The 24,603-nt window shown below is 30.9% G+C and carries 18 protein-coding genes and 1 riboswitch; of the genes, 14 read left to right on the top strand and 4 right to left on the bottom strand.

Translation table 11 applies throughout. The features are described from left to right. Position 1: 1 nt before the first annotated feature. From GQS57_RS16350 to GQS57_RS16300, 11 genes are all read left to right on the top strand, one after another. Positions 2-1,633, top strand: a complete 1,632-nt coding sequence (locus GQS57_RS16350) for a S8 family peptidase (protein WP_165733930.1) — start codon at positions 2-4, stop codon at positions 1,631-1,633. 67 nt (positions 1,634-1,700) lie between these two features. After that, positions 1,701-3,527 carry a M1 family metallopeptidase gene (locus GQS57_RS16345; RefSeq protein ID WP_165733929.1) on the top strand — a complete coding sequence of 609 codons (1,827 nt, stop codon included), beginning with the start codon at positions 1,701-1,703 and terminating at the stop codon, positions 3,525-3,527. Positions 3,528-3,730: 203 nt separating this feature from the next. Continuing rightward, positions 3,731-4,069: a hypothetical protein gene (locus tag GQS57_RS16340; RefSeq protein WP_165733928.1), complete on the top strand. Its 339-nt coding sequence runs from the start codon at positions 3,731-3,733 to the stop codon at positions 4,067-4,069. 72 nt (positions 4,070-4,141) lie between these two features. Next, complete coding sequence (locus GQS57_RS16335) at positions 4,142-8,077, top strand: T9SS type A sorting domain-containing protein (protein ID WP_165733927.1); 3,936 nt, start codon at positions 4,142-4,144, stop codon at positions 8,075-8,077. 105 nt (positions 8,078-8,182) lie between these two features. After that, on the top strand, positions 8,183-9,205 hold the full coding sequence (gene ruvB, locus GQS57_RS16330; protein WP_165733926.1) for a Holliday junction branch migration DNA helicase RuvB: 1,023 nt from the start codon (positions 8,183-8,185) through the stop codon (positions 9,203-9,205). A gap of 103 nt (positions 9,206-9,308) precedes the next feature. After that, on the top strand, positions 9,309-11,036 hold the full coding sequence (locus GQS57_RS16325) for a SulP family inorganic anion transporter (RefSeq protein WP_165733925.1): 1,728 nt from the start codon (positions 9,309-9,311) through the stop codon (positions 11,034-11,036). 83 nt (positions 11,037-11,119) lie between these two features. Then, a complete protein-coding gene (locus GQS57_RS16320) occupies positions 11,120-12,526 on the top strand; it encodes a rhodanese-like domain-containing protein (protein WP_165733924.1) in 1,407 nt (468 codons plus the stop codon). Between the two features lie 5 nt (positions 12,527-12,531). Further along, positions 12,532-12,897, top strand: coding sequence for a rhodanese-like domain-containing protein (locus tag GQS57_RS16315; protein WP_240915510.1), 366 nt, complete (start codon positions 12,532-12,534; stop codon positions 12,895-12,897). A gap of 5 nt (positions 12,898-12,902) precedes the next feature. Then, positions 12,903-13,169 (top strand): heavy-metal-associated domain-containing protein, encoded by a 267-nt coding sequence (locus GQS57_RS16310; RefSeq protein ID WP_165733923.1) that lies wholly within the window; start codon positions 12,903-12,905, stop codon positions 13,167-13,169. Between the two features lie 95 nt (positions 13,170-13,264). Further along, positions 13,265-15,190, top strand: coding sequence for a transglutaminase-like domain-containing protein (locus GQS57_RS16305; protein ID WP_165733922.1), 1,926 nt, complete (start codon positions 13,265-13,267; stop codon positions 15,188-15,190). A gap of 88 nt (positions 15,191-15,278) precedes the next feature. Further along, positions 15,279-17,252, top strand: a complete 1,974-nt coding sequence (locus GQS57_RS16300) for a DUF3857 domain-containing protein (RefSeq protein ID WP_240915509.1) — start codon at positions 15,279-15,281, stop codon at positions 17,250-17,252. Positions 17,253-17,446: 194 nt separating this feature from the next. Here the strand turns inward: GQS57_RS16300 and GQS57_RS16295 are convergent, their stop codons facing one another. Next, complete coding sequence (locus tag GQS57_RS16295; protein WP_165733921.1) at positions 17,447-17,743, bottom strand: DUF4298 domain-containing protein; 297 nt, start codon at positions 17,741-17,743, stop codon at positions 17,447-17,449. Between the two features lie 381 nt (positions 17,744-18,124). On the opposite strand from GQS57_RS16295, the gene GQS57_RS16290 reads away from it, so the two are divergent. Then, a complete protein-coding gene (locus GQS57_RS16290) occupies positions 18,125-18,601 on the top strand; it encodes an Hsp20/alpha crystallin family protein (RefSeq protein ID WP_165733920.1) in 477 nt (158 codons plus the stop codon). Positions 18,602-18,971: 370 nt separating this feature from the next. Next, positions 18,972-19,472: a hypothetical protein gene (locus tag GQS57_RS16285; RefSeq protein ID WP_165733919.1), complete on the top strand. Its 501-nt coding sequence runs from the start codon at positions 18,972-18,974 to the stop codon at positions 19,470-19,472. 154 nt (positions 19,473-19,626) lie between these two features. Here GQS57_RS16285 and GQS57_RS16280 read toward each other — a convergent pair whose 3' ends face one another. The 3 genes from GQS57_RS16280 to GQS57_RS16270 all read right to left on the bottom strand — a co-directional run bounded on the left by GQS57_RS16280 (position 19,627) and on the right by GQS57_RS16270 (position 23,353). Further along, complete coding sequence (locus tag GQS57_RS16280) at positions 19,627-20,490, bottom strand: RNA polymerase sigma factor RpoD/SigA (RefSeq protein ID WP_165733918.1); 864 nt, start codon at positions 20,488-20,490, stop codon at positions 19,627-19,629. 29 nt (positions 20,491-20,519) lie between these two features. Then, entirely contained in the window at positions 20,520-20,711 is a 192-nt protein-coding gene (locus tag GQS57_RS16275) for a hypothetical protein (protein WP_165733917.1), read from the bottom strand. A 305-nt stretch (positions 20,712-21,016) separates the two neighbouring features. Beyond that, positions 21,017-23,353 carry a TonB-dependent receptor gene (locus tag GQS57_RS16270; RefSeq protein WP_165733916.1) on the bottom strand — a complete coding sequence of 779 codons (2,337 nt, stop codon included), beginning with the start codon at positions 23,351-23,353 and terminating at the stop codon, positions 21,017-21,019. 120 nt (positions 23,354-23,473) lie between these two features. After that, positions 23,474-23,565, bottom strand: a riboswitch (TPP riboswitch). A 298-nt stretch (positions 23,566-23,863) separates the two neighbouring features. On the opposite strand from GQS57_RS16270, the gene GQS57_RS16265 reads away from it, so the two are divergent. Then, positions 23,864-24,556, top strand: a complete 693-nt coding sequence (locus tag GQS57_RS16265; protein ID WP_165733915.1) for a DUF2064 domain-containing protein — start codon at positions 23,864-23,866, stop codon at positions 24,554-24,556. Positions 24,557-24,603 lie beyond the last annotated feature (47 nt).

Genomic DNA, 24,603 nt, shown 5'->3' with positions numbered 1-24,603 from the left:
TATGAGAGTTTTAAAACCAATTTTATATACAGCTTTTGCTGGACTTGTTTTTACAGGTTGTAAATCAATTTCTAACATTCCAGTTCCTAATGGTTCTGATGTAGCAATAATAGCAGTAGCTAAAAAAGCACCATTAACACAAGAACAAAAAAATACCTGGGGACATTTAGATTTGGTAAAAGATTCTATTCCTGGAATGTCTGTAGACAAAGCGTATGAATTTTTACAAGGTAAAAAGAGTGTAACGGTTGTTGTAGGTGTTGTAGATTCTGGAACAGATTTAGGTCATGAAGACTTAAAAGATGTGGCTTGGGTAAATGCTAAAGAAGTTGCAGGGAATGGTATTGATGATGATAAAAATGGTTATGTAGATGATATTAATGGTTGGAACTTTTTAGGCGATGCTTACAAAGAAAACATGGAGTCAGCTAGAATTTTACAGAATCCTTCTTTAGAAAGTCCAGAAGTTGTTGCAGAGATTCAAGCAGCACACGACATTAAAGTTGGTAATGCTGAAAAGACAAAAACTCGTTTTGAGCAAATGTTAAGTGGTGTTAAAGGTGCAGATGAAAATTTAGCAAGACACTTTGGTAAAGACGATTATAGTGCTATAGAAGTTGCGGCAATTACAACCGAAGATCCTTCTTTATTACAAAGCATTGCAATAGCAAAACAAATGTTTGGTTTTGGTTTGCCTTCTTTAAGTCAAGCGCAAGAGGAAATTAAAAAGGAGTTAGATAAATCTATCGCTTTATTAAATAACGAATATACTAACTATAGAATAGGAGATAACCCAGACGATATTAATGATTCTCCAGGTTATGGAAATGGAAACCCAGGAGTTTCAATTAAAAGTGAAGCACATGGTACACACGTTTCTGGAATTATTGGAGCGTCTAGAAATAATGACAAAGGAGTGAATGGTGTGGCAGATAATGTAAAAATTATGGCTGTACGTTCTGTGCCAGATGGAGATGAGTATGATAAAGATGTTGCTTTAGGTTTACGTTATGCAGTAGATAACGGAGCAAAAGTAATTAACACTAGTTTTGGTAAAGGATATTCTCCTCATAAAGAATGGGTATATGACGCAATTAAATATGCAGCAGAGCACGATGTATTAATTGTAAATGCAGCAGGAAATGACGGTAAGGATATTGATGTGGAAAGAACATACCCTAATGATTCTAAAGATTTATTAACAGAAGTTTCTGATAACGTTTTAACAATTGGAGCAATGAGTTCTAGTTATGATGAAAACTTACCAGCTAATTTTTCTAACTATGGTAAAGTAAATGTAGATGTTTTTGCTCCGGGTGTGCAAATTTATTCTACAACACCAGAAAATGAATATAAACACTTTAGTGGAACATCTATGGCGGCACCTTCTGCTGTAGGAGTAGCTGCTTTGGTACGTTCTTATTATCCTAAGTTAACTGCAAGCCAGGTTAAACACATTTTGATGAATTCTGGTGTAAAAATTAATTTAGAGGTAATTAAGCCAGGATCTCAGTCAAGAGAAAACCCTAAAGGAGAGTTAGTTCCTTTTTCAGATTTATCAGTTTCTGGTAGAGTTGTTAATGCTTACAATGCATTACAAATGGCAGATAGAATGGTAAACGGAAAAAAATAATTTATTAAACTTTAAAAGCAGCATTTTTAAAATGCTGCTTTTTTTTTGAACATTAATTAATATAAATATGAGAAAAATTTATTTTTTAGGATTGTCGCTAATCATGTTAACCTCATGTAAGGTTATAGAAAACACTACTTATTCGGCTAAAGAAACATATTGGCAACAACATGTAGACTATACGATGGATGTAGATGTAGACGCAAAAAACTACCAATACAAAGGAAAACAGACGTTAGTTTATACAAACAATTCTCCAGACGATCTAGATAAAGTATTTTATCACTTGTATTTTAATGCATTTCAACCAGGTTCTCAAATGGATATGAGGTCTTTAAACATTAAAGATCCAGACAGAAGAGTTAGAGATAGAATTAGCAAATTACAACCCAATGAAATTGGCTATATTAAAGTTAGTTCTTTAAAACAAAATGGAGTTGCCGTTTCTCATGAAACTGTAGGGACCATTTTAGAGGTTCAATTAGATACGCCAATTAAATCTGGAGAAACAGTTACTTTAGAAATGGATTTTGATGCTCAGATTCCTGTTCAAATTCGTCGTTCTGGAAGAAATAGTGCAGAAGGAGTTGCATTATCTATGTCTCAATGGTATCCTAAATTAGCAGAATACGATTTTCAAGGTTGGCACACGCCACCATATATTGCAAGAGAGTTTCAAGGTGTTTGGGGAGATTTTGATGTAACCATTCATATTGATAAAGATTATACGGTTGGTGGTACTGGTTATTTACAAAATCCACAAGAAATTGGTCATGGTTACCAAGATGATTCTAAAGAATTAAACTTGCCTAAAGGCGATAAATTATCATGGAATTTTAAAGCACCAAATGTGCATGATTTTATGTGGGCAGCAGATCCAGAATACATTCACGATGTTTTAACAATGGAAAATGGAATCGATTTACATTTTTTATACAAGAAAACATTAGAAGCAGAATATTTAAAAAACTGGAAAGATTTACAGCCTAAAACGGCTGAATTAATGACGTATTTTAGTGAGCAAGTTGGTCAATATCCATATAAACAATACTCGGTAATACAAGGTGGAGATGGCGGAATGGAATATGCAATGTCTACTTTAATTACAGGGAAACGTAAATTTGGTAGTCTTTTTGGAGTTACAGCACATGAAATGGCACACACTTGGTTTCAGTTTTTATTAGCATCAAACGAAAGTTTACATCCTTGGATGGATGAAGGTTTTACATCTTATATTTCTAACAAAGCAGAAAACTTAATTTTAGATGAAGGTAAAGAAAACCCACATGCAGGTTCTTACAGAGGTTATAGATCTATTGTTTCAAAAGGGTATGAAGAATCTTTGTCTACACATGCAGACAGATATCATACAAATTGGGCGTATAGTACAGCGAGTTATTCAAAAGGAAATATTTTCTTATCGCAGTTAGAATATGTTATTGGTAAAGAAAATGTAGCAAACGGATTAAAGAAATATTTTAACGATTTTAGCTTTAAACATCCAACACCAAACGATATTAAACGTTCTATGGAAAAAACTGCTGGATTAGATTTAGGATGGTATTTAAATGAATGGACGCAAACTACACATACTATAGATTATGGTGTGAAATCTGTAGATAATAAAACAATTACTTTAGAAAGAATTGGACAAATGCCAATGCCTATGGATGTTGAAGTAACTTATACTGATGGAACTTCAGAAAGTTTTAATATTCCTCTTGAAATGATGAGAGGTAATAAGCCAACATCGGCAACAATTTTAAAAGATTGGGGTTGGGCAATACCAACGTACTCTTTTACGGTTACTAAAGCTGTAAAGTCTGTTACTATTGATAAAAGCGGATTAATGGCAGATATTAATTTGGAGAATAATGTTCTAGAAGTGAAGTAAGAATGTTAAAGATAAATTAAAAGCCTTTCCTCATTTGGAGAGGCTTTTTTGTTTATTTATTTTCGCAAAATAATGATAATAAGTTTTTAATAATTGCCTCCCCCACAAAAGTTATAAAACTATATTAAAACCAATGTCTTCATAGCTATATGTTAGTGTGTGAAATTTACTATTATATATAATTAATAAACCCCCTTAGAGTTGTGAGTTCTTATAAAAATCTGTTTAGCCTTCTGGCTTTAGTTTGTCTGTTTTATAATCCCCTTTTTTTAAATGCCCAAGGAGAACCTGTAACTACTGTTTATGGGGATTATGGAGGGTTTTATACATCAAGTATAACTACCGACCCCAAAGTAGGTTATGATGATTCTAATAATTTATTAGGGTTTAAAGTTGATGGTGCAATATATTCTACAGGTGTTAATGATGCAATTTTATCAGCAAATAATATAACATTTACAAGCGGAATTTTTGTTTCATTTCCTATGCCTGCTTCTATTGATTATAATTCTACAGAGTTAATTGGTATTGGAACAAATTAGGGAGGAGTTTCACAAAAAAATAGTGCAACAGATTATATAAAAACGTTTAACCCTATTGTTCCTTCTTTTTTCGTGAGAGATGGTAGTAGTGGTTTAGAATTAGCAACAAATTTTTTTAATATTAAAAAGCAGGTAATTATATATGATGCTATTGTAATAAATCAAGCAGTAAGTATTAATGATTCGATGCCAGATATTGTTGTAACTCAGACAGGGTCTCCTAGTAACACCGACAAATTTAAATTTATTGATAGTGCGGGTAATATAGTGGGGGTGGAGATCAACGTTACTTTTGGAAACGTTGATGTTGTAGGAGAAACAGATTGGACTATTTATAGAGTGAATCCTTCTACAGGTACCGTGTCAAGTATTTTTGGAATAGATACTCCAAGAGATTTAAGAGTGCTTTCTATTAAATTAAGTGATTTTGGCATAACAACAAGTAATTTTAACCAAATAACTAATTTTGTGCACAGTACATCTGGTAATACAGATATCGCTTTTACAGCGTATAATTTTGATGCCATAAAAATATTACTACCTGCAACAGATTTAGAAGTGTCAAATTCTACCATTTCTGCGGATGATTTTTGTGCACCTACGACAGTTAATTTTATAACAACAATAAGCAATATATCTACTACTGAATTATCAAAAGATTTTGATGTAAGTTTTGATATTCCAGCAGGTATGACAGCAACAAGTAACTCAGCAAGTTTTTCTGAGGCAGGTGTTTCTCCTTTGTCGGCAAGTTTTAATAATACCACTAATAAGTGGACTGTAGATAATTTATCCGTAGGTGAAAGTGTAACGTTAACAGTAAATGCTTCTGTTAGTACAGCTTCATTTCCAATAAGTTTTTCAGCTACTGCCACTGGCATATTTCAGCCAGATACTGACCCAAGTAATAACACACAAACAATTTCTGAAGCAGGTGAAGATAATGATTGTGATGGTGTTAAAGATGTAGATGATTTAGATGATGATAATGATGGTATTTTAGATACTGTAGAAGGAACTGGAGATCTTGATGGAGACGGAATTCCTAATTATTTAGATTTAGATAGTGATGGAGATGGTTGTCCGGACGCTTTAGAAGGTGGAGGTAATGTTAAACAAACAGATTTAGATGCTAATTTTGTAATTACCGGAGCAGTAAATGCACAAGGAATACCAACTTTATCAGCAGCTGGTGCTGGAGCAGGACAAAACATTGGTGATAGCCAAAATGGTAGCGTATTAGCTTGTGATACTACGGATACTGATTTAGATGGAGTAATTGATATTATTGATTTAGATGACGATAACGACGGTATTTTAGATACTGCAGAAAATGCATATAGTGGAAACCCAATTGCAGATTCTAATAAAAATGGAGTTATAGATTACAAAGACCCAACTCTTAGTGATTTTGTTGATTCTAATTCTGATGGTATTGATGATAGATATGATCTCGATTTAGACGGAGTTATAGATCAGTTTGATACAGACGCAGATGGAGATGGCTGCCCAGATGCATTAGAAGGAGGTGCTAATTTTACTTTTTCAGATGTCGCTGGTAATAATCGATTAAAGGGTGATGTAGATGAGAAAGGTATTCCTGTTGCAGCTACTAATAGTGGTCAATTATTAGGGAGTAGTCAAGATCATTTGGTACAAGATCCAAGTTGTAGTTTGTTACCTGTAATTATCAGTCAAGTTTATCAAACAGCATCAGGTAACGCCATAGAATTAACTAATATTAGTACCACTACGGTAACTAATATAAGTTTGGTTTTATTTAAAGATTTAGGTATTGCTTCTGCAAGTGGGGTTTCGCCTACGGCGGATTTAACAATTGCAAGTATACCTGCAGGTGGTTCTGTGGTAATAAAATCTGTCGCATCATTAACAGGAGTTAATTTAATAAATAGCCCAACAGAAGTAACAGATACAAGTGTAACCGATTTAGCTGGAGGAGACGATACTATAATTCTATCAAAAACAGTAAATGGCTCTGCATGGGAAAACAGATACGATGTTGTAAAAAGTATTAGTGATGAAACATCATTAGTACGTATTGATGAAATAACAAAAGCAAATACCACTTATACAGCAGCAGAATGGATTTCTTTTATTGATGATTCAATAGAAGTTGTTGGAGATTCAACACCAATTCCTGCAATTGTAAGACATGCTAATGCGCCGCTTTTATCAGAAGTAAAAACACCAATTAATGAGACTAATTGTGGTTTAGGCTTGCATAGAGTAAGTCCAACTATTCGTACAGGATATGCTTGGAGTAATGGTTTTCCGGATAAATCTAGAAGCGTAATTATTAAAGAAACTTACGAGCATTCTACAGGTAGTTTAAATGCAAGAATATTAGATGTACAAGGCAGTAACGTGTTAAGTGTTGGTAATAATCCATTAATCGTTTTAAATAATACCAATATTAATGTAAATGCACAAATTAGAATTTTAGGTACTGGACAGTTTATTCAAGTGCACGATGGTAATCGTAATGTAACCGGTAATGGAAAACTATTAATAAATCAAAAAAGTGAGGTTCCTAATGTGTTCAGGTATAATTATTGGTCATCACCTGTGGTAGAGTTTATTGGCGGAAACACGTATCGAGTTTCAAAAATAATGAAAGATGCTGACGGGGAACTTACTGCTAGCTCAATGGTATCAGATATTAATTTTGTTAGTGGTTACGATGGAGCTGTTGCGAGCCCTATACAAATAGCGAGTCATTGGATTTGGACTTATTTTAATAGTGCAGCAGATAATGACTGGGTACAATTAAAAGAAACAGGTTACTTGTCTAAAGGTTTAGGATTTATTATGAAGAGTACAGGTGCTAATTCACAATATTTTACATTTTCTGGAAGTCCATTGGATGGAGATATATCATTTAATATATCAGGAAATACAAATAGCCTTATTGGAAATCCGTATGCAGGTACTTTAGATGGTAAGGCATTTATTTTAAATAATGAAGACACTATTGATGGTACACTTTATTTTTGGGAACACTCAGGAGAATCAACAGACAATGGCCACATAAAAGGTGGTTATGAAGGTGGCTATGCACAATTAACTTTTTCTATGGCAGCAGCTGCTACTAGCGTTGTAGAAGGTACAAGTGGCTTAACGGATTCTTACTCATATACTTCACCAACAAGATATATTGCTATGGGGCAAGGATTTTTTATCTACTCAGATACAGATGGCGGAACCGTGAACTTTAATAATAAACAAAGAAGTTATCAAGCAACAGCACCTCATTTTTTTAAAGGACAACAGAAGAAGGTTGCTAATAGTACACTGCCTATTTTAAAATTAGGAATGGATTTTACTAATAAAGACTATTTAAAAATTCATAGACAAATAGGTGTTTCATTTAATGAAAATCATTCTTATACTTTTGATTATGGTTATGAAAGTGTAATGATAGACGTACAATCATCAGATATATTCTGGGATTTTGACGAAATGGAAAATAAAAAATTGGTTATTGCAGGGGTTGAGGATATTAGTGATGCTTTAAAAGTGCCACTTACAATTCTTGTTGATTCTGAAGAACCTGTTTTTTTAAGAATAGATGAATTAGAAAATATTGATAGAAAAATTTATTTATTTGATGCGGTAGAGGATACCACTAAAGAATTAAAAACGGATGAGGTGATTGAATTAGCATTATCAAAAGGAACTTATAAAGATCGATTTTTTATCACTTTTAATGAAGTTAAAGTATTATCTGTTTCTGATGAGGTGTTAGATTTTAATTTGAGAGTTTATATGGATAATGATTCAAACGCAATATCAATACTTAATAAGAACAATCTGTTTATAGAAGATGTAGCGATATTTAATGTGTATGGTCAGCAAATTAAAGCATGGAACCCAAATGTTTTAGACGAAGAAATTAATTTAGAAGTTGGTAATTTGTCAACCTCAATTTACATTGTTAATGTAAAAACTAACAAAGGAACATTTACGCGTAAAATTTTAAAAAAATAAAAATTAAGCAGTGTATTTCAAAAGCCTTTCCTATTTGGAGAGGCTTTTTTTGTTATGTAACAAAACATACAAAACAGTAATCTAAATTCAATTATCTTTGTGGTTATGAATGAAAACTTAAATCCTGAAAACGACAATTTATCTAACGAAGATTTAGACGTAGAAAAAAAATTACGTCCACTTTCTTTTGATGATTTTACAGGACAAGATCAGGCCATAGATAACCTAAAAATATTTGTTGAAGCAGCAAATCAAAGAGGTGAAGCTTTAGATCACACATTATTTCACGGACCTCCAGGTCTAGGGAAAACAACTTTAGCGCATATTTTAGCAAACGAATTAGAGGTAGGTATAAAAGTTACTTCTGGTCCGGTTTTAGACAAACCCGGAGATTTGGCAGGTTTGTTAACAAATCTAGATGAACGTGATGTGTTGTTTATTGATGAAATTCATAGATTGAGTCCTATTGTAGAAGAATATTTATACTCTGCAATGGAAGATTATAAGATTGATATTATGATAGAATCTGGCCCAAATGCCAGAACAGTTCAAATAAACTTAGAACCTTTTACTTTAATTGGTGCCACAACCAGATCTGGTTTGTTAACTGCGCCAATGAGAGCACGTTTTGGAATAAGCAGTCGTTTACATTATTACAAAACAGAATTGTTAACCACAATTATTCAAAGAAGTTCACATATTTTAGGAGTTCCTATTTCTATGGAATCTGCCATAGAAATTGCAGGTAGAAGTAGAGGAACACCAAGAATTGCAAATGCATTATTAAGAAGGGTAAGAGATTTTGCACAAATAAAAGGAGATGGAAGTATTACCATAGAAATTGCAAAATATGCTTTAAAAGCATTAAATGTAGATGCACATGGTTTAGATGAAATGGATAATAAAATTCTAATGACTATTATCGATAAGTTTAAAGGAGGACCAGTTGGTTTAAGTACCATTGCAACGGCAGTTTCCGAGAATACAGAAACTATTGAAGAAGTGTACGAGCCTTTTTTAATTCAGCAAGGTTTTATCATGAGAACTCCAAGAGGAAGAGAAGTAACCGAATTAGCGTACACACATTTAGGAAGAACTAAAGGAAAAAGTCAAGGAGAATTGTTTTAATCTTTAGAGACAAGAGACAAGAGACAAGAGACAAGAGAAAAGAGAAAAGAGAAAAAAGAAAAAAGAAAGAATTCCTTCCCTTTGGGAAGGTTAGGATGGGCTAATGAACATAAAAAAGATAATACCAATTTTAGAATGGTTGCCAAACTACAATACATCCCTTTTTAAGGGAGATTTATTGGCAGGTATTACTGTTGGTATTATTTTAATTCCGCAAGGAATTGCATATGCTTTAATTGCAGGTTTACCACCAATTTATGGTTTGTATTGTGCATTAATGCCACAGGTAATGTATGCTATTTTTGGATCATCAAGACAAGTGGCAATAGGTCCTGTAGCAATGGATTCTTTAATCGTAGCAACGGGTGTTTCTACTTTGGCTTTGGCAGGTTCAGAGAGTTACATTTCAATAGCCATTTTGTTAGCTTTAATGGTTGGGGCAATCCAATTTTTAATGGGTGTTTTTAGTTTGGGGTTTATTGTAAATTTTCTTTCAAAGCCTGTTATAACTGGTTTTACATCCGCGGTAGCGCTAATTATCGGGTTCAATCAATTTCGGAATTTATTTGGAGTAGACTTTGTGCAAAGTGATCAATTACAGTATGTTGTAGCAGATGTTTTTGGTAGGATTATCGACTTTAATCACCCAACAACTATTATAGGTTTAATTTCTGTGGTAATCATTATGATCCTTAGAAAAATCAATAAAAAAATACCAAGTGCTTTAATTGTAGTTATTTTAGGTATTCTAATTTTAAAGTTTTTTGGAAGCTCTATAAGTGGTGTTTCTATTGTAAAAGATATTCCTTCTGGGTTGCCAATTTTCGGAATTCCAGAGTTTGATATCGACTTAATAAGAGAATTATTACCAATTGCATTTACGTTGGTAATGGTTGGGTATTTAGAAACCATTTCTATAGGTAAATCGTTAGAAGCAAAACAGGACGAATATAGAATAAGACCCAATCAAGAATTAATAGCTTTAGGAATCAGTAATATGGTGGGGTCGTTGTTTAAAGCATATCCAACCACTTCTAGTTTTTCTCGTTCTGCAATTAATCAAGAAAGTGGAGCAAGAACAGGAATGGCAGCTTTAATTTCTGTTGTAATGGTAGTTATTACGCTATTGTTTTTAACGCCGTTATTTTATCATTTACCAAAAACAGTATTGGCAGCAATTATTATTGTAGCCGTTTTTAATTTGGTAAATATTAAAGAAGCCGCTTTTTTATGGAAAGCAAATCATTTAGATTTTTGGTTAATGTTAGCCACATTTATTGGTACGTTATTATTAGGGATTGAATTTGGTATTATTGTTGGCGTCGGACTGTCTTTAATTGTATTAATTTACAGAACATCTAGACCTTATGTAGCGGAATTAGGGAAAGTACCCAACTCTAATTTTTACAGAAATAGAAGTCGTTTTGAAGAAGTTATTATTGAAGACGATGTCTTAATTTTTAGGTTTGATGCACAAATATTTTATGCAAATTCTAGCTATTTTAGAGATAAGTTAGATGAAATGGCATATAGAAAAGGGGATGCCTTAAAATTGATTGTTCTAGATGCAGAAAGTATAAATAGAGTAGATAGTACGGGCGTAGAAATGTTAAAAGAACGTATTAAGTTTTATAAAAAGAAAGGGATTACTTTTTTATTAGCAGGCGTAAAAGGTCCAGTAAGAGACGATTTATTTAGAAGCGGAATTTTATCAATTATAGATATCAATCACTTTTTTATGCGCTCTAATGATGCCGTAAAATTCTACAAAACTGGCGATAGAAAACAGCAAGAAAAATATGCTAAATACATACATCAAGCATATCATTAAACAGAATTAATAACTTATCCTATAAGTATAATTTTTGAAGTGAATTCAGGATTTGAAAACTTGTAGGTGTTAAAAATATAAAAATGATTATAGAACAAATTTATACAGGTTGTTTAGCTCAAGGAGCTTACTACATAGAAAGTAATGGCGAAGTTGCTATTATAGATCCATTAAGAGAAGTACAAGATTATATAGACAGTGCAGCTAAGAATGATGCAAAAATCAAGTATATTTTCGAAACCCATTTTCATGCAGATTTTGTGAGCGGACACGTTACTTTGGCAGAAAAAACAGGTGCACAGATTGTATTTGGCCCAACAGCAAAAACAAATTTCGATGCAATTATTGCAGAAGATAATCAGGTTTTTAAAGTAGGAGATATTACCATTACAGTATTACATACTCCTGGTCATACAATGGAAAGTTCTTGTTATTTGTTAAAGGATGAAAACGGAAAAGACCATGCACTTTTTAGCGGTGATACCTTGTTTTTAGGTGATGTTGGTCGCCCAGATTTAGCTCAAAAAAGTGATGTTACTGAAAAAGATTTAGCAGGTTTTTTGTTTGATAGTTTACGTACCAAAGTAATGACTTTAGCCGATGAGGTTATTGTATACCCTGCTCATGGAGCTGGTTCTGCTTGTGGAAAAAATTTAAGCAAAGAAACGGTAGGTACAATTGGTAACCAAAAAGAAACCAACTATGCGTTAAGAGCAAACATGACCAAAGAGGAGTTTGTAAAAGAAGTAACCGATGGTTTGTTGCCTCCTCCAGCTTATTTTCCTTTAAATGTAAAGTTGAATAAAGAAGGCTATAAAAGTATTGATGATGTAATTAAAAATAGTGAAAAACCTTTATCTGTAAAAGATTTTGAAATCATTGCAAATGAAACAGGTGCAATTGTTTTAGATGTTCGTCATCAAACAGAGTTTGTAAAAGGATTCATTCCGCAGTCTATCTTTATTGGTATTGATGGAGGTTTTGCTCCTTGGGTTGGCGCATTAATTAAAGATATTAAGCAACCAATTTTGTTGGTAACTCCAGAAGGAAGAGAAGAAGACACTATTACCCGTTTGTCTAGAGTTGGTTTCGATAATGTTTTAGGATATTTAGAAGGTAGTTTTGGTGCTTGGGAAAAAGCAGGTAAAGAAATAGATACATTAACGTCTGTTTCTGTTGATGTTTTAGAAGATAAAATAAAAGAAAATGCAGTAGTTTTTGATGCTAGAAAACCAGGTGAATTTGCAAGTGAACATGCAGTTGTAGCAAAAAATACACCGTTAGATTTTTTAAATGATCATATTTCTGAGTTTCCAGAAAAAGGAGATTTTTATGTGTATTGTGGTGGTGGTTATCGTTCTGTAATTGCAGCTTCTATATTAAAAGCAAGAGGTATTCACAACGTAATTGATGTTGCAGGGGGTTATGCTGCAATAAGAAATTCTAACATAGAAAGAACAGCAGCTGTTTGTCCATCAACTTTAAAATAAAAATAATGAAAAATATTTTTTGCCTCTTATTCATGAGCTTCTTTTTTATAAATTGTAATTCTCAAGAAGATGTTAAGTCTGTGTCTACACAAGAATTAAAAGAGTTGCTTTCTAAAGAAAAAGTTCAATTAATGGATGTTAGAACACCTGCAGAAATAAATGAAGGTGCTATAGAAACAGCAACTTTTGCAAATTATTTTGATGCTGATTTTAAAGAAAAAGCAGCTTTGCAATTAGATAAATCTAAACCGGTATATTTATATTGCAGAAGCGGTAAAAGAAGTATAAAAGCAACTAAAATACTTAAAGAAAATGGTTATGAAGTCTATAATGTTTTAGGCGGATATAACAAATGGAAACAAGAAAATTAAAAATTATGAAATCTCAGATACAAATAGAAAACTTAAAATGCGGTGGTTGTGCTGCTACTATTAAAAAAGGTTTGTTAGCTTTAGATGGTGTTACTGAAATAGAAATTGATATCGAAAAATCAATTGTTTCTATTGCATCAGAAAAAGAAAATTTAGAAGAAATTAAATTAAAGCTTTCTAAATTAGGATATCCAGAAGTTGGAGATGCAAATACGATTGTACACAAAGCAAAATCTTTTGTGAGTTGTGCCGTTGGTAGAATGGATTCTTAACGTTAAAAAACACATAAAAAAGAGAGAACAAGAACCTTAAGTTGGGTTTTTGTTCTCTCTTTTTCGTATTTTAGATTAAAATAAAATAAACAAGGTTGAGTATTTTTAAATCCGTTTTCATTGCATTTTTTTCATTCTTTGTAACAAGCTTAAATGCTCAGTATTCTGCTGAATATTTAAAGTATCAGAAACTGCATCCAGAAGATGGAAGGGTCCGTTTACAACAAGAAACTAGTATTACAATAAGGGTTGTAAATGATAGTTTACAAATACATCAAGAGTTTATTGAAGAAGATTTGTACCTAAATGATGCCGCAACGTATAATTCTAAAAACACCTTAAATTTCTCTGCTTTTTTCGAACTAAAGAACATAGAGGCTTCCTCTTTTTCTTATGTAAATAAAGAATATGTAGAAAATAAGGTAGAAAAATTTACAGAAAAGGATGAATTGAATCAGTCTTTTCATGATGATTCTAAACTGTTAAACTTTGTATATGCTAACTTAAAAAAAGGATCAAAATCTAGGTTAAAATATAGCCAAGAAATTAAAAATCCTCGTTTTTTAATGCCTTTTTATTTTGGCGATTATTTTCCTGTGGAACAAAACAAAATAACCATTATTGCTGATGAAAATGTAACGCTAGAATTTAAGAAATTTAATACTTCTGATGCACAAATTACATTCAGTAAGGAGAAAAAAGGAAAGACGATTATTTATACTTGGGTGCTAAATAACCAACCAAAATATGAATATGAGTCTAATACACCAAGTTATAAAACCATTTTACCACATATAGTTCCGGTGATTACTTCTTATAAAATTAAGAATGAAAAAAAGAAGTTATTAGGTGAAGTTGCTGATTTGTATAACTGGTATTATTCGATGGTAGAAAATATAAATACAGAAGCTCCAAGTGAAGAATTAGTAGCTTTGGTTTCTAAAATTACTGCGGATAAAAAAACCGATTTAGAAAAGGTAAAGGCTATTTATTATTGGACACAACAAAACATAAAATACATTGCTTTTGAGTATGCTTTAGGTGGATTTATACCAAGAGAATCGAATGATGTTTTTAGAAAAAAGTATGGAGATTGTAAAGACAACTCGAGTATTTTATACAGAATGTTAGAAATTGCAGGCGTAAAAGGAAATTTAACATGGATTGGTACCAGAAGTATTCCTTATACTTATATCGAAGTTCCAACGCCAGTTGTAGACAATCACATGATTCTTTCTTACGAAAACAATGGAAAAACCTATTATTTAGATGCCACTGGTAGATATATTAAATTCGGAATGCCAACTTCTTTTATTCAAGGAAAAGAAGCATTGGTGGGTTACGGAAAAGATTTTAAGATAAAAAAAGTGCCAATTATTGCAGCAAAAGAAAATGCTGTTATAGATGTTAGTAATATCAAAATAGAAAACGGTAACGTTATTGGTTCTTCAAAAACGATAATTTCTGGATATTTAAAAAGTGATATTTTTAATACACTAGAATCTGGAAATACGGAAGCTAAGTTGAAGAAGTTTTATAAACGCGTATTTGAAAAAGGAAACAATAGCTTTCAAATAAATAGTTTTAAGGAAACCAATAAATATCATTATGATGATAATTTTATAGTAGATTATGATTTCGAAATTAATAACTACGCTAAGAATTTAGGTGATGAAATTTATATCAATCTAAATTTAAAAAAAGAAATCTCTTTATTTAAAGCTGATAAAAATAGAAAAAATGCTATTGAATACGAATATCAAAAACACTATAAGTATACTACTAAATTAGAAATTCCGTTAGGTTATAAAGTAGACTATGTACCAGAATCAATAACAGTTTCTAATGATTTATTGACTTCAGAAATCACCTATCAAGTAAAAGTAAATGAAGTAATTTATAATCATGAAATTGAGTTAAACTTCTTAGTTTTATCAACAGAACAACAAAAAGAAGTAGACAAAGAGATTCAAAAAATTGAAAGAAATTATAAAGAAATTATAGTTTTAAAAAAAGAATAAAAACAAATTGATTAATAATCATGATGTGTTAATCTGAATTTATTTCAGAACTTCATATAACAAATAAGACATGATTTTAAATAAACGAATGATGAAGAATAAAATTCACCTATTAATAGCCTTCTTATGTGTTTTTCAGATTGTAAACGCTCAAGAAAAACCCTTTTTCGAAAGCTATGATTGGGAGGTAAATCCGAATTATAAAGTAGATAAAGAAATTTCTGAAGATATGATTGCTGTTAAAGAAAAGACAGTAACAGAGTTTTATTTTCAAGAGGATGATTTAGTAGAATTCTTTTTAGAACACAAAGTTTTATGGTTAAATTCTGATGATGCAATCGAGGAGTTTAATAAAATCTATTTGCCATTTTCATCGGAAGCAGAAATGCAAGTAAATAAAGCGAGAGTAATTACTGCCGATGGAAAAATCATCAACTTAGATAAATCTAAAATTCTTACAGCAGAAGACGAAGAAACCGTTAGTACTTATAAATATTTTGCTTTAGAAGGAATTACAAAAGGTAGCTTTATAGAGTATATGTATGTGGTAAAAAGACCACCAAGTTATACTGGTAATAAGTTTTATGTTCAAGATACTTACTATAAAGACCAAGTAGAATTCGATTTGTTTTCTCCGGGTAATTTGTTGTTTAAATTTAAGAGCTATAATAATTTACCAGATGTAGAAAGAGATACTTTAAATACAGAGAAAAGACATTATAAATTACATGTTGCTAAGGTTGAAAAGTTAGAAAATGAATATCAAGCACCTTATAATGCCTCCAGAGGTTTTATCGTTTATAAAATGGATAAAAATGTAGATAATATGGATGTTGATGTTATCTCTTACAGCAGTATTGCAGAAACTGTGTACGCTTCTTATTATCCGGAATACTCAGAAAAAACAAAGGGTTTACTGAATGATTTTATAAAAGAATTAGCGTTGCCAAAAGATGCAGATCAAGAAAGTATTATTAGAAAATTAGATTTTTATATAAAATCAACTGTGTATTCTCAAGATACGTATAATCCAGATTTACAAGATTTAGACCTTATTTTACAGACACAAATAGCTAATGAAAGTGGCGTTATTAAATTATACATTGCTGTTTTAAGAACTTTAAATGTAGCACATGAATTGGTGATAACAACCGATAGAAATGAAATGAAGTTTGATCCAGAATTTGAGGCTACTAATTTTTTAACTGACTTTTTACTGTATTTTCCTGCATCTAAAAAATATTTATCTCCAAATGCATCCGGAACAAGATATGGTTTTCCAATACCTTATGTAACGGATAATTATGGATTTTTTTTAAAGGAAGGTGTTGTTGGAGATCAGAAGTCTGTTACAGGAAGAATTGCATATATAGAACCTGTAAAAGTAGATGAGGTTTTAGATGTGATGAAAGTAACCATCGATTTTAATATAGATAATTTAATCGAAAATACCGTTCATTTAGATAGAGCTTTCAGCGGATATTATGCCATGAATATTCAGCCTTTTATGCATTTAATTCAGGGTGAGGATGCTAGAAATGACTTGGTAGATAGTTTTGTAGAAAGCATGACGTATGATTTTGAAGTTTTAAATAGAGAATTAATAAATGCAGACGCTGAATTGTTCGGAATTAAGCCTTTACAGATAAAAGTAGATTTTACTACGGAAGGTTTTGTAGAAAAAGCAGGAAGAAAATACTTGTTTAAGTTAGGTGATTTAATTGGACAACAAATAGAAATGTACCAAGAAAAAGAAAGGGTTTTACCTTTAGAAGGGCAGTTTCACAGAGGGTACAATAGAATATTAACATTGCATATTCCTGATGGTTATAAAATAACCAATTTAGATGATATTAATATTAACAATTCCTATGTGAAAGACGGAAAAGAATTGTTCTTTTTTAAATCTTCTTATCAATTAAAAGGAAACACATTAACAGTAACTGCTAACGAATATTATAAAGAAAATATTATTGAAGTTGCTATGTATAAAGAGTACAGAACAGTCATTAATAGTGCGGCAGATTTTAATAAAATTGTTTTGTTGTTGGAAGCTGAATAATAAAACTACAAGATTTTAGAAAAGGGAGCATTTTGTTCCCTTTTTTTGTTTTTTAAATTACCTATCGTTGATGTATAAGAATAGTTGAGTTTGTAATGATCTTTGATTAAGCGCTAAACCGAAATTATTTTTATAAGGTATTTGAAGTTCGTTGTATTTTGTTTGCTGTTTATCAGTGTAACTTTAGATATAAATTATCTTATTTTTTTGCTCAAATTTTCCATTTTGTTAGATAATTCAACCAAATCGGTAAGCAACATATGAACAGCATCTTCACTCAAAACGCCTCGTTTAAGGTCTTGTGGGACTTCATTTCTTTTGTCTGCCATAACATCTTTCATATATTGAGATTCATAATATTTTTTTAATGTGTTTAAGTTTTTCAAAGAATCTACAAGTTCATTCATTGCTTTGTCAGATTTTTCAACTACCATAGTGAGTTCGTCTAATATGTTTTCCATTTTTGTAATTCGGTCTATTATATTATTCATAAGTAGATATTTTTTATTTTCATTTCACAAATCTATAATTTTAGATTTGTGAAGTTATTGAATGGATGTGATTTTTAAGAACGGCTATTTTCCGAAGGAAAATTGAAGTGAATAAAAATGCAACTAACTTTGGATAAGCACTAAATTAATCAATTTTTTATTCGGTAGTTTTATTTTTTACCAGTTTTAATATATGTTATAAATGTAAATATGTCGTTTTATCGTGAGTAAATGTGACAATTTTTCGGAATTATGACAAAATAACACTGAATAATTGCGATAAATACCAATAAATTGATTTTGGTATTTAATTTGTTTAAACATTATCGAAGTCGTAAAGATTTCAACTTTGAAATAATGTTTAATTTAAATTTTTTAATTATGAGCAATTTAGCAACTGTTCCTAAAAATGGAAGTTTAGCGAACAGCAATTCAAATCAAAACTTCCCAACTTTGTCAAATTGGTTAGATGACATCTTTAATAGAGACCTACCATCAGTATTCACTTCAAACTTTAATACTGGAATTACTTTGCCTAAAGTAAATATTAAAGAAACTGCCGATGCTTTTATGGTTGAAATGGCAGTTCCAGGTCTAAAGAAATCAGATTTCAAAATTGACCTTGATAATCAAGTATTATCTATTTCTACAGAAACAAAGGTAGAAAATGAACATAAGGAAGAAAATTATACTCGTAGAGAGTTTGGTTATTCTTCGTTCAAGAGAACCTTTAATTTACCGGAAAGTGTAAACGATGAAAAGATTAATGCAAATTATGATAATGGTATTTTAAATATTCTTTTACCAAAAAAAGAAGAGGCTAAACAAAAGCCTGCCAGAAGCATTAATATTTCATAATTGTTTCACTAAATTTTAGAGCAAAATATTAAGAAGGATGCTGATTTTTTTCAGCATCCTCTTAACAATAAGTTTAATTATTTAAAATTATAATGTTATGCTAAGAAGTTTTAAATCAGGGGATGGGTAACGGTTAAAGGAAAATTTACCTTACCAAAAATGCCAGTTATCAAATATATTTAAAAAAAAATATTCAATATTTGGTTTGGTTAATAATGACATTTATTTGGAATGTGTTTGGTATAAAAATGGCGAACGAAATTCAAAAGTATTCCACCAAAACAAATTGATTAAAAATGATAGAAACTAGTAGTTTGTTCAAAACATTTAGAACAAATTCAAAATTAAGTTTAACATAAAATGTAAAGAGATGAATAAGTATATTTTATTATTTATGGTTTGCTTATTAAGTATTAGTTGTAAAGGACAAGCAAATGAAACTAAAAAAGTTGAAAAAGAAAATAATAAAACGGATATAGTTGAAGAGCCTAAAGGCACTTGGAAAGTTGATAAAGAATTTGATGAAAACGGAAATTTAATTAGATATGATAGTGTTTATTCTTGGTCTTCAAATGATAAGTTCGGTAATCTCTCTTTGTCTGATAAAGATAGTTTGATGCAATCTTTTAAATCACGTTTTTTCTCAAATTATTCAGGATTTGAAAATCAAGGATTTGAAGATGTTTTTTCTCAAGATTCACTTTTTAGTAAACAATTCTTTAATGATGATTTCTTTGGAAGTAATTTTGGAAATGACTTTATGGATATTGATAAATTAAGAGAGCAAATGATTGCGAGACAAAAGAAGTTTTTAGAAAAATATCAGTCGAAACTTATCAAACCTGAAGGTGAAGTTGAAGACGAAAACTAAATGGTTTTCGTCTTTTTTTTTGTTAGGTCGAATTCTTCTTGCTTTACACACAATTTATATCAGTCGTCAGACTAAGTTCTGTTTTTTAAACCAAAAAAATCCCAAGCAAAAGCTTGAGATTTTAAAAAGTAATTTCATTAAGGAAGCAAACGGTTTACCCTAAATATGTTTTTAAAAGATGTGTTTTAGATTGATGTTGTAAGCGTCTAATTGCTTTTTGCTTTACTTGGCGGACTCTCTCTCTAGATAAATCAATAGTTGCCCCAATTTCGGTTAAGCTATAAGGACTTGGAAGGTTAATGCCGTAAAACATTTTTATCACTTTAGCTTCCTTGTTAGAAAGCGTGTCTAAAGCTCTGTTTATTTCAATGGATAAAGATTGACTCATTAAGTCTTTGTCAGGTCTTGGAGACTCGTCAGACTGTAATACATTGTATAAATTAGAATCTTCTCCTTCTTTAAAAGGTGCATCCATAGATACATGTCTACCAGAATTTTTTAAAGATTGCTCTACTTCATCCTCTGTCATGTCTAACTGCTTTGCAATTTCTTTATTGGTAGGCATACGCTGTTCTCCTTGTTCTAAACGAGCATATATTTTTCGTATTTTATTAATGCTACCAATCTTATTTAAAGGCAAACGTACAATACGAGATTGTTCTGCCAAAGCAGACATAATTGCCTGACGAATCCACCAAACGGCATAAGAGATAAATTTAAAACCTCTTGTTTCATCAAAACGTTTTGCAGCTTTTACAAGGCCTAAATTCCCTTCATTGATTAAGTCAGATAGCTTTAAACCCTGACCTTGATATTGTTTTGCAACAGAAACTACAAACCTTAAATTTGCTTTTACAAGTTTATCCAATGCTCTGTTGTCTCCTTTCTTTATTTCTAAAGCTAATTCTACCTCTTCATCAGCAGTAATTAACCCAATTTTACTAATTTCTTGAAAATATTTTTCTAAAGATTTGGCGTCACGATTGGTTACTTGTTTTACAATTTTAAGTTGTCTCATATATTGTTTCGGTTTTTTAAAGATTAATTTTAAATAAATAAATTGCAATCATCACACGTTTTCATTTCTCCGTAATACGTTTCTCTGTATTCATGGATTGTTTTAATAGGTATACCTAAAAAAAACTTTTGAATATAGGTAACTCTAGAATTTAAAGTTCCCATTGCAGAGGAGTAATATTTTTGATATTTGGTTTTTCTTTGTATTTTAATTATTTTCATATGTACAGTTTTAAATAAGTGTAAAAACACTTAATATGAAGTTGAAGATTATTACGGGTATAATTTTCTTAAAAAAAAATTATGAAATAGAAAAACTAGAAAGCAGGCGTGATTGATTTATTAGAATGATCTTTAAAAAGACAAAAATCAAAACTATAAATGCTTGTGTTATTTTTTATATAAATAAGAATGTTTTTCATGAATTTTCAATATACGAAAAAACGAGCGATTTTCAATAGAAAATGCTCGTTTTGTTTTGTTTTTGTTCATTTTTAATCAAAAATGATTAAAAAACGGTAATTTTATTAAAACTTTAAAGTAACGCCAACTAAGAAATTTCTAGTAGCTTGTGGGTAATAACCAGCTCCGTCACCAGTAACTGTATTTCCATTATCAGTATAATCATACGTGTAATAATAACCTCTGTCTACATATTCTGTGTTAAAGATGTTATTTACTAATGCAGAAAATACAATAGACTTAAAAACTTTGTTTGTGTTTATTTGATAAACAATATTTAAATCAGAAGTAAAATAACTATCTAAAACATCGTTATCAGAAATTTGGCTACCAAAGTTGCTCATTACTTGTTTACCAACATATTTAGATAAAAAAGATACCTGTATATTATCCGTAGGACTAAAAACGTACATGTTTCCAATAACTACATTTGGAGAAAATGATAAATCTGTGTTTCCTAAATCTTGTAAATCTCCATCTATATTTGCAACAAATCCTTTATTTTTATTGGTGCTAAAAGCCATATTTGGTTTTATAGAAAACTCATCACTTAAAGTAATATCTGCATCAATTTCTAAACCTAAACGATAACTATTACCAGAGGTTGCTCTTATTGGCGCTCCAACATCATCTAAAGCACCAGTTAAAACCAACTGATTCTTATAATCCATATAATAGATGTTGGTGTTTAATTTAATGATTTCCTTTTTTAAACGATAACCAAATTCTAAATCATTTAAAGTTTCGTGTGTGGTAACTCCACCTTCAAAATCGTTTCTATTCGGTTCTCTATTAGCAACAGCAAAAGAAGTATATAAACTATTATCGTTGTTAATTTTATAGGTTAAACCAATCTTTGGGTTAAAGAAGTTAAAATCTGCATCTACATCAATAGGCACAATATCGTTTGTAATTCCTTTGGTTTTATAATTAACAAAACGACCTTGTAAATCTGCATAACCAGACAGTTTCTCACTAATATCAAAAGTTGCTTTTGCAAATATTGAAAAATCTGTTTTTTTAGCATCAGAAAAATAATAACGATCTCTAATATTTACGTTTGGTGCTAAATCTTCTCCCCAAATTACTTCACCAAAATGATCTCCAGAATAATTAGAATAAGAAATTCCAGAAATTAAATTCAGTTTATCTGTTTTGTAATTTGTATTAAAGTTTACTACATAAAAATCATTTTTTAACCAACGTCTTACAATAACATCCGTTCCATCAACAATTAAATTACCATAATCTTCAGCATCTTTTTCTTCCTTATATTGCTCAAAAAAACCAGCACCTTTTGTGTAGTTTAACCCTAAAGTTGTAGACCAATTTTTATTTAATTTCTCGTTCCAATGCAACTGATAATGGTTTTGGTCATAATCATCTACCTCATTTTCGTACGTATAAGGGTTCTGTCTTCTATCTTCTTTTAGTTGATCTGCTGTTAAACCTTCCCAAGCTTGGTACGTAACTTCTTTTCCTCCAAAAGCAATCGCTTTTATCAATGTATTTTCATCCGTATAACTACCTTGTAAATAGTACGATTTTAAATCGGCAGAAGCACGGTCTACATAACCATCAGATTTAATGTTAGACAAGCGTCCGGCAATTTCTATATGGTCATTTAACATACCGCTACTAAACTTTACCGTATGTTTTCTGGTTCCGTAAGAACCAAAAGAGTTCGATATTTCTGCAGAAGCTTCATCAGAAACCGCATCCGTTAAAATATTTAAACTCGCACCAAAAGCACCAGAACCATTTGTAGACGTACCTACACCACGTTGCAGTTGTAAGTTTTCTGTAGAAGAAGCAAAATCACTTAAATTTACCCAAAAAGAACCATGACTCTCAGCATCGTTATAAGGTATTCCGTTTACGGTAACATTAATTCTTTCTCCGTTAGAACCACGCACGCTCATGTAGGTATAACCAACTCCAGCACCAGCATCTGACGATGAAACCACAGAAGGCATATAATTTAATAGAATAGGAATATCTTGACCCAAATTACGTTTTGCAATTTCCTTTTTAGAAAGGTTAGAAAACGTAACAGGCACATCTGCATTTACTCTTACTGCAGAAACCAAAACCTCTTCTAAAACGGTAGAATTTGGCATTAAAGAAAACTCAATTTTATCATCTTTGGTTAAAGAAATTTCTTTAGAAACCGTGTTGTAACCAACAAACGAAACCATAATTGTGTAGGTTCCTTTTACAAGATTTACGTTAAACTTTCCATTAAAATCTGTAGCAGTTCCTTTATTGTTTTCTTTTACCAAAATAGTTGCTCCTGGTAAAGAATCGTTGTTTTCATCTACCACTTTTCCGTTAAGTGTAAATGTTTGGGCGTTTGCAAGTAAGCTTACAAACAAGAATAAAAAAAAGGTAATTTTTTTCATTTTAAAAATTTTAAAACGAATAAAAAGAGGTAATTATTCTTGTATTTATTATTGAATAATTAATAGTCTTGCAGAAAAAAATAAACGAAACAATCCTTTTAAGATTACTCCATTTTTCTCCGAATCGACTTTTATAAGTCCCTAAACAGCATTACCTGTTCTAGGTTCATTGGGTATGATCTCAGCTTTTTAAAGCACCCCTTTATGAGAACGTTGCAAAATTACCTCAGTTTTTTGACATAAAGAATAACAAAAGCATTTTTTTTTGAAGCTATTTCCTGCTTTTCGCTGTATCTTTTTTTGTGAAAAACAAAAAAAGGATGTCGCTGCAATCAGGGCTAAGTCTATTTGCCAAGTTTTAGTATTTTCTAAATACAATTACATTTCCTAAAATAAAATTTAAAATAAAAAATGTTTTACCTAAAAATGAGTAGCTTATAGATTAAATATTATTTTAGCTTTTGTAATTTGAACTATTATATTACGACTGCTAAAATTTAAAATAAACTTTTGATCAATTTAAAACATTCTAAAACTGCTATTCTTATCTTTTCGCTTTCGCAAGAAGCCGAAAATTTACGTAAGCCTTTCCTTCAAAAAAAGGATACGGCTAGCAAATTGAATGCTTTAATTAAAGAAAAAGTTAGTTCTTTAGGCGTAGACTATTTTCATTATACAGAGAAAGATCAAAAAGGAAATAATTTTGGCGAACGTTATGTAAATACCGTTTCAGACATTTTTAAAAAAGGGTATAATAATGTTATAACGGTTGGTAACGATACTTTAGGTTTAGAAAAAAAGCATCTTCGTGCTGCCATAGAATCCGTAGAAAACAATCAAATTCCTGTTGGTCCATCTTACGATGGTGGTTTTTATCTTTTAGGTTTACGTAAAGATCAATTTAAAGCCTCAGAATTTCTTTCACTTCCTTGGGAATCATCAACATTATATAAAGAATTAAAAACACTTTTATCAGAAAAAGAAATAGCAACTGCTACACTTCCTTATTTATACGATTTAGATGAAGAATTAGATATTTCTAAAAACATTGCGTCACTTTCTTTTCTAAAAGTAAAAGCACTTAAATTATTACAAAACCTACAAGTAGTAATTTTAAAAGTAAGCAAATACATTCTTCAAAAATTTAAAGAAGCTTCTTTAAACCACCTATACAATAAAGGACCTCCATTGGTTTGTAATTAATTATAAGTACAATTTCCTGTAAAAACAGGACTTATTCTTTTACATAC

Source organism: Polaribacter sp. 20A6 (assembly GCF_011378915.1).
GTDB classification, from domain to species: Bacteria; Bacteroidota; Bacteroidia; order Flavobacteriales; family Flavobacteriaceae; genus Polaribacter; species Polaribacter sejongensis.
Note: the sequence above shows the minus strand (reverse complement) of the source record. Positions and strands in the feature narration are given on the sequence as shown.